The sequence below is a fragment of the Pleurocapsa sp. CCALA 161 genome (assembly GCF_003003995.1).
GTDB lineage: Bacteria > Cyanobacteriota > Cyanobacteriia > Cyanobacteriales > Xenococcaceae > Waterburya.
This window is the reverse complement of sequence record NZ_PVWF01000163.1, coordinates 1-7,953: the sequence shown is the minus strand read 5'-3', so window position 1 is coordinate 7,953 and position 7,953 is coordinate 1. Positions and strand designations below refer to the sequence as shown.

At 38.1% G+C, this 7,953-nt stretch carries 8 protein-coding genes; all 8 read right to left on the bottom strand.

Annotation, left to right across the window (positions count from 1 at the left end):
- Positions 1 to 121 precede the first annotated feature (121 nt).
- Positions 122 to 850 carry a 3-deoxy-manno-octulosonate cytidylyltransferase gene (kdsB, locus tag C7B62_RS23035; RefSeq protein ID WP_106243039.1) on the bottom strand — a complete coding sequence of 243 codons (729 nt, stop codon included), beginning with the start codon at positions 848 to 850 and terminating at the stop codon, positions 122 to 124.
- Positions 847 to 1,842 (bottom strand): SIS domain-containing protein, encoded by a 996-nt coding sequence (locus C7B62_RS23030; protein WP_106243036.1) that lies wholly within the window; start codon positions 1,840 to 1,842, stop codon positions 847 to 849. The genes kdsB and C7B62_RS23030 overlap by 4 nt, the downstream gene beginning before the upstream one ends.
- 61 nt (positions 1,843 to 1,903) lie before the next feature.
- Positions 1,904 to 2,758: a glycosyltransferase gene (locus C7B62_RS23025; protein ID WP_106243033.1), complete on the bottom strand. Its 855-nt coding sequence runs from the start codon at positions 2,756 to 2,758 to the stop codon at positions 1,904 to 1,906.
- 76 nt (positions 2,759 to 2,834) lie between these two features.
- Positions 2,835 to 3,611: a hypothetical protein gene (locus tag C7B62_RS23020; protein ID WP_199194343.1), complete on the bottom strand. Its 777-nt coding sequence runs from the start codon at positions 3,609 to 3,611 to the stop codon at positions 2,835 to 2,837.
- A 49-nt stretch (positions 3,612 to 3,660) separates the two neighbouring features.
- A complete protein-coding gene (locus tag C7B62_RS23015) occupies positions 3,661 to 4,677 on the bottom strand; it encodes a glycosyltransferase family 1 protein (RefSeq protein ID WP_106243030.1) in 1,017 nt (338 codons plus the stop codon).
- 54 nt (positions 4,678 to 4,731) lie between these two features.
- Entirely contained in the window at positions 4,732 to 5,568 is an 837-nt protein-coding gene (locus C7B62_RS23010) for a hypothetical protein (RefSeq protein ID WP_106243027.1), read from the bottom strand.
- A 53-nt stretch (positions 5,569 to 5,621) separates the two neighbouring features.
- The gene (locus C7B62_RS23005) at positions 5,622 to 6,533 is read right to left on the bottom strand and encodes a hypothetical protein (RefSeq protein ID WP_106243023.1); all 912 of its coding nucleotides are present in this window, start codon (positions 6,531 to 6,533) and stop codon (positions 5,622 to 5,624) included.
- Between the two features lie 384 nt (positions 6,534 to 6,917).
- A partial coding sequence (locus C7B62_RS22995) for a polysaccharide pyruvyl transferase family protein (protein WP_146132186.1) occupies positions 6,918 to 7,953 on the bottom strand: 1,036 nt, incomplete at its 5' end.

Sequence of the window (7,953 nt, the reverse complement as noted above, 5' to 3'; positions counted from 1 at the left end):
CTACTACCTACTACCTACTACCTACTACCTACTACCTACTACCTACTACCTACTACCTACTACCTACTACCTACTACTTAGTCTCAGCAGATTGATTAGCGCGTAACATCAGTAAGTTATTTCAACACTGCTCTATCAAACGCCGAGCATTTGAAAGTTCATCAGATGTATTAACTTCTAATAAAGTTTCTTCGATTAAACAAACTCGAATAGCAAATCCATGTTCGATCACTCGCAGTTGCTCTAATCCTTCAGCTAATTCGATTGGTGTTGGCTCTAGCTGAGTGTAAGTATTTAAAAAATCGCGACGAAAAGCATAAAGTCCTAAATGATGAAAAACAGGAACGTCAACTGTATTGCGAAAGTAAGGGATAGAAGCACGGGAAAAATAAATAGCGCGGTTGTGTCGATCGCATAATACTTTAACTATATTAGGATCGTTATAGCCTATGTCCAGATCCAAAGGACAGGCAACAGTAGTCATCATGGGAGACTCTCCTTTCAAATAAGGGCTGATAAGTTGAGAGAGTATTTTGGGGGTGACAAAGGGTTGATCTCCTTGAACATTGGCAACTGCTGTCATTTCAGGATAGCGTTCTGCTACTTCGGCTACACGATCGCTACCAGTAGTATGATTGGAACTAGTCATTTCTACCTCTCCACCAAATTGCCGTACACAATCGGCAACGATTTGGTTGTCAGTTGCTACAATCACTTTGCTAAAATCAGTACAATTTTTGGCAGCTTCATAAACCCATTGAACCATGGGGCGATCGCCAATCTGAGCTAAAACTTTACCAGGAAAACGCTGTGAATCATATCTAGCAGGGATTACGGCTAAGATTTTCATGACAAACCACTCCCCACAAGATCGTGAAGGCGAATCAAACCCAAACAGCATCCTTGAATATCGACAATCGGTAATACGTCAATTTGTGAAGGTCGCTCCTCCATTATTTTTAGGGCATCGTAAGCTAGAAGATCGGGGGTGACAACTATCGGGTTTTTAGTCATGAGTTTTTTGGCTTTTAAGGTTGCTAGCTGCGATAGTTGAACTTTTTCCATCCAGCGACGGAGATCGCCATCGGTAATCAAGCCGAGTAGATTTCCCAGTTCGTCCACTATATTTACCGCTCCTAACCCGCCACAGCTAATACCACTGACGATTTCAATCCAGGAGGCTTCTGGAGCGAGAGTTGGATTGCGATCGCCACAATGCATTAAATCTCCTACTTTAATAGTTAAACGCTTACCTAAACGTCCAGCGGGATGATTATAGGCAAAGGATTCGGCGGTAATTCCTCGCATCTGCATTAAGGTCATGGCTAGAGCATCTCCAATCGCCAGGGCAACCGTCGTGCTAGTAGTAGGTGCTAGATTTAAAGGACAGGCTTCTCGATCTACGGTAGCATCGAGAAAAACATCTGCCTTGCGAGCTAGAGTAGAGCCAACATTGCCAACAATAGCAATAATCGGTACTTGTCGATGTTTGAAGGCAGAAGTTAAGCTGACTAATTCTTCTGTTTCCCCACTATTGCTGAGAACTACCGCCACATCAGCAGCGGTTACAATACCTAAATCTCCGTGCAGCGCATCGCAAGGATGCAGGGAAACTGCCAGAGTACCAATACTATTTAAGGTAGCAGCAATTTTTTGGGCAATAATTCCCGATTTGCCAACCCCAGCCAATATCACCTTGCCTGGACATTTTGCTAGCAAGGTTAATGCTTGTTCTACTTTTTCCAACTCTATTTGTTGAGCTACTCGATTGATTGCTTCGGCTTCTGTCCTAAGTAAATTAGTAAACTGATGAACTTGGATTAGGTTTGGGGATACATACATTGTATTTTAGTTAATTTATCAAGATAGAATATTTTTGGCTTCTTCGTAGCGGTACTAGGGATTATGCTAATTTTGGCTGGCGAAGTTTTCGTACTGACTTTTTAATCACGCCGATATATTTTTTGACATAGTCTAGTTTTAGTAGTGAAGGGGAATTGCCATTCATAATGTCTCGTCTTACATAGGCGCGATCCAAACTTAAATCAATGTCTTTTTGAGTTACATATCCTGTGGCGATCGCTTCATGGAAATAGGTAAACCAAAGTTTGCCATAAGGATGATGGGGATGTTTCCAAGGTTGGGTATGAAGGTTGGTATAGTGAATTAGCTTGGTATCCTGGTCAACATAATCTAGTACATTCCAATCAGGATCAAGGTTGCCAATTTTGTAGGGATGGTGCGCTAAAAATGCTGGACTCATGCAGGCAAAGTCTTGATAGCTGTATAAGCCTTGAGCAATTTCTTGATAGTAGGTTTCTAAATCGAAGTGACATTTTTCGCAGTCGATTAGCATGACGCTTAGCGCCCAAAGCTCCGATTTTACATGGCTATAGGCATCTTTTTTCGCCAAAAAATCACCGTCACCAAAGGGACTATCAAATAGTTCGCCGATATCACTCAAGCAGATGATATCCGAGTCGATGTAAATAGCTTTGCCCTGATAGTTGCATAGCTGAGGAATTAAATATCGATAAAGGCTAAACTCGGTAATGTTATGGTATTTGAGCTTTAAGGACAGCGGTGCTAAAAACGGTTCTCGATCGTTTAATTCAATGGCATTATGAGTACCATTAAAAACGTAGATATCTAATTCTCTATTGGTATGTTTGCGTAAAGAATAGATCGCTACTTTCCTTTCTAGAAGACTAGCTTCTCCAGAACCGATAAATACCCGTATGCGTTCTCGATCATTCACTGGCTACTCCTGTTTTTTGATATCTTAAATAATGGCGATCGCAATTTCTTGCAACCTAATTTTGTTAACATCATTCTTAGTTGCGTAAGCCCGATAGGGTTCTTTTAAGAAATTTCTTGGGTAAGGATAAAGGGTGATTAGTTTGCGGAAACTCAAAAATAACGTTAAATAATCGTCGGTATTTGCCTTGAGGACAATTTAAAGGTTTAACGCCGTGCCAAGCATTGGGCGTATTTTTAAAGAGAAAGCTATGATTATTGATAAATTGAGTTGGGATGACCGTGGTAAAGTCGCTAAAATCTGGATTCATAGCATCTTTGAGCTTGTCTCCCAGTACTAAAGTCGAACCATCCCAAGTTGTGTCCCAGTCTTCGCTAGTATTAAAGTAAAAAATATGCGTGCCAGCTTTTTGTTCGGCATCTTTATGAGGAGAAACCTCAGAATTAGTAACTCCTACGTGCCAAGCATAGCGAATTTGGAAATCTGCAACCTTAAACAGAGATTTAATAAAGTTTTGATAAATTTGACTGGTTTCTAACTCCTTGATAAACATTTGCCAGCTTGGGGGTAAGTGTTTATAGGTAATAATTCCTTGATCCTTACGCTTTATCTGATGGTATACAGATGTTTCGTAAGCAAGATAATAGCGATCGTGAGATCTTTGACCATGGACTCTTGCTAATCCTTCATGTTTTTCAAATAACTCTAATGAGGGAAAATCTTGTAATAGCTGTTTAAAACCTTCTAAGGTTAAAAAACTATCGAAATTATACCAAGGAAAGGGAGAATTTGAAATGAAAGATTGTGCATCGAATAATTTGATTAGATCGTAATTAATAAAGTTATTAATCATAATTAAAATTTGTTTTTATAACATTAGATAGATTACTAAATACATTCAATTATGCAAGCAATGTTTGAAATAAAGCAGACCATTGAGAAACCACCCGATCGCGATCATATTTAGAGAGAATATATTCTTTACCTTGCTTGATATGCTGTTGACGAAGAATTGGATTAAATGCATATTTACGTAAATTAATCTCCCAGTCAGAAAACAACACAAACTTATCAAATTCTTCATAGCTAGGAATTTTATCAACAATTGCTGCTACGCCCAATAGAAGAGATAAAACAAGACGATTATTTGTTTTATACTTAGTATGAGAATTAAAATTAATGGGAATAATACAGATATCATGATTGCTAAATATATAAGGGAAAGTTAGCAATTTCCATTGATGATATTTTACAGGAAATTGAACGCCAGAAAAATATTTTTCAAAGCTAGACTTCGAATTACTAATTACCGTTAAATTTATCGATATTTCTCGATTAACTTTTTCTAAAGCAGGTAAGATTCGCGCCAAATCTATCATGCCGTAAGGAGGATTTTCTGTACCAGCATTTCCATACCACACTATATTTAAAGAGCTATTAGATCTTTGTCTAAAAATATTTTTAAGTTTTAAGTAGCCTTGGAATATTGAATTAATTTTAGGTATTTCAATCGCATCATCAATCACTATAGGAATCTTATCGGTCTTAGAACAAACTAATTTTTTTAATTCTGCTGTAGACACAGAAATTATGTCTACAAGATCGAGCATTTTCTGCAATTTCTCTGTCCTTTCAGCCAGAGCCGATGGATCTTCAAGTCGATAAAAGAAATGATTATCACATAGATCGAATATAATTATTACACCCTGGTTTTTAAGCATTTTTGCTAGTTCAAAGCTTTCCTCGTCATATAGCTTTTGGAAAATAACTATTTTATACTGATCTATATTTTTAGATTGAAATATTTCACATAACCAGCCTTCTTGCTTTAAATATTTGCAGGGCAACAAAACGCGATATCTAAAGCTAGCTGACTTGATTCCCCCTTGGGATTTCCAGGCAATCTTATCTCTTTTCATGCTCTATAAGCTTGATGGTAAGTGAATTATCTAACTAAAATACAGTTTTATTTTTTAGCCTTTGATTAAAATTTTTTTGAATTTACCTATATAATAATCGTAGTATATTTTTTGTCTTATTCTGGGAGAAATATCTACATTATTTTCGATTAGTTTTGGTTGATCTAGCTCTTGGCAAAGACGTACAAAATCTTCTTCAGGTTTTGCTAAATTCACAAAAGGAGTTAAGCTTAAAATATTAACTCCCCTCGTTCTCAGTTCAGTCCGTACTTCGGCTAAAGCTTCATAGTATTGTCGATATCGCTGATTGGGGTTAACTCCTTTCCAGCGAACGTGTTGATTATGAGCATGGTGATTAGCCAACAGCGAACAATTGTCACAGCCAATCAGGATCACATTTTTAGCTCCCATATTAGCTGCCAAACACACTCCCGCATTGGATATAGAACCCCAAAAGTACAAATAATTTTCCGTAGGTTTTCTGACCCATTCGAGTACTCTACCGCGATCGCATGGTAAATTAGGAGCTTGAGTATTAAGGCGATCGGGATGAAGATGATCGAAAAAATAGAAGTTATTTTTGGCATATTCGATCATTTCAGCAGATTCTACTCCTTTTAAAGCAATTCCTGCTTCTTTTTTCTGATATCCTGAGATCCAAGTGATTTCAGGGTGTGGTTGCTCGTCTGGCATAAATTCAGGAATATTTAGATCGGGGTGATTAGTGATAGCGTACTGCACAGGAGCAACTTTCCATGCCATGTTTAAGCCGATCACAATCTTCCCTTCCAGAAAAGATAGAGGAAAAACCCGTAAACTAGCCCCAGTTCCCACAACATAGATATCGCTGCCTGGGTACTTGTTATAAAGTTCAGAGACAAATTTTACCATTTATCGATAATTTGAATTGATATTAGTTAGTTTAAGCTATAAATTGACTATTTTCACGAATATTGTAGTATTTGTAAGGTATCTCTCCGTATATGATTATTTTCCATTTCTGCAACTAGTGATTCTTCTGTAAATATACCTTCAACTACGCACTCTCGTAATAACGAGAAAAAAAGTTGTTCCTGATTAGAATCTGGGTGCTTCCTATATATATGAGTGGGATAATATTCTGTACCCTGAATAAAGGCTTTTGTTCTTCTAATCCAAGGCACTGGTATCAATCCCCATTTTTTGGGAACTCCCGATTGGCGATTTGGACGGTTAAAATCAATTGGCAATCCAGTTTTCCACGGTTGAGTTTCCCGTCGAGTATTGTGCAGTAGTTTGGTTTGCTCATTAAGAGTATCTAAATGATTCCATTCTTCCTCCAAAAGTCCAATGCTGTTTTCTGCTTCCATCCACAAACGAGTCCAAGGTTGATAGTCCCGCTGGAAGTCGAACATTTCGGCGATTTGTTTTTCCCATTGCCAGTGAGTTAATTTGCTACAGTCGAGCAACATCACGCTAGTGCCATAATAGGGTTCTCTACTTTGATCTGCTGGAAATATTTTGCGACAAAAGATTGCTTTACCTTGCATATCGCGAGTTAACAGTTCGTAGATATCAGTTAAGGCAAAAATATCTGGGTCGATTACAATCGCTCTTCCTTGATAGTTCATCAGTTGGGGAGGAAGAAAGCGCAGGGGAGTAAAAGACTGAAGATCCCAATTATGCCAAATTACTTGTTTGCCACCACGTAGATGGGATTGACCTTCACGCTCGTATAGAAAAGGATAGTCCTCTAGGTGCAGGATTTTGACATCGAATTTATCACGATTGGGCGACATTTTTTTGAGAGCGTATTCTGCTACTTTTGCCCCCACATACTGTTGGGCATTGGTGTGAATAAAAACGGTTAGTTTCATCGTTTAATGTTTAAGGTTTAATTGAATGGCGCTAAAATTTTGGGAGTTCCTACTGATATATAAAATATGTTCATTTGATAAATAGGAGCTAACTATTTCGACTTTTGCTCGGTAATATTTGTCTTTTGCTAATTCTTCCCAGTGATAAGCTCCTTTTTTGGCATATTTATCAAACCCAATAAAGTTATTATCGTTGATTCGATTTATGTTCCTGATTATTTTCCTGATTTTTGGCTGAATTATGTCGAGCATGGTAATTATTATTTCTGAAAGTACTAATTATCTCTTTGATTATTTATAGAGATGGGGAGATAGGAAAGTTCCCAAGTCTCAAACAAAAATCGTGGTTCCGAACAGAATTGGGGTAGAATCTGTTTGGCTAAATCAATTGTTTTGAACATCTTGACTAGGTTGTGCTAACGAGTTGAGTAATTTTGTAACCACTTGGTATACCTGAGATTTTGCTTCACAGAGGCGGAGGTTAAAATATTCAGTCCCCCAGCTTTCAATTAGATCCAAGTAATCGTTGGCTTGTGACCATTCTTTGAGTTCTAGTGCTGGATCTAAATTCGCCATATTGAGAAACCCAGCTTGCTTAGGACGGTTGGTTGGACCGATTAGAAATGGCTTATTAAAAGAGAAGGCTGTAATATTACCATGCATACTGGTGCCAAAAAAAGTACTGCTGGCAGCAATTACCGAAATCATCTCAAAGATTGAGTTCACCCCAATGTATTTAAAAGCTCCTGATGATAATTTGTTTAAATGGCGTAAATAGGTATGGTCTTGATGGCAATATCCAATAGGCATCAGAACAATTTCCGCTTCGCGCCTCTGACTATAAAGCTTGAGTTGTTCGACAATTTTAGCAGTATCGCTACTATTCATCGGGTAGCTTTGGAAAACTAATACTCGACGCTTGAGATCGACCCTATTCCGTTTGAGAATTTCATTTCCTTTTCTGCTCTCGACTTTGGGATCGAAAAAGTCACTGAGAGCGACGATTAAATCAGGTGCAGTATGAATATCGTTTGTCACACCGCAATCAAGCAATCTTTCCCGCACAATCTGGTCTCGAACGTAAATAAACTTAGCTTTGTCAAATGCAGTCTTTGCCTGTTCTTTGGCTGATGTCGGGAAACTGCTTGTTCCTCCACACGAGCAGTAAATAACTGAGGATGTCTCTAACAAGTCATCAGGATTAATGATGTAATGTCCTACCGAAGGGTAGTTCATGTATCTCGACTGAAAAAACTGGTTGAAATAACTTTTGTCATCTTTTTTGCCAATTTTTTTAGAGAACCATTGTTTAAGATCAAAAAAGCGAGGTAGGGGTATTCTTCGGTCTCTAAACAGTTGTAGATAGCTTTGCTCTTTATTCTGTCTGACTTTCAGTAATGCACCGCCCCCAATAACTAGT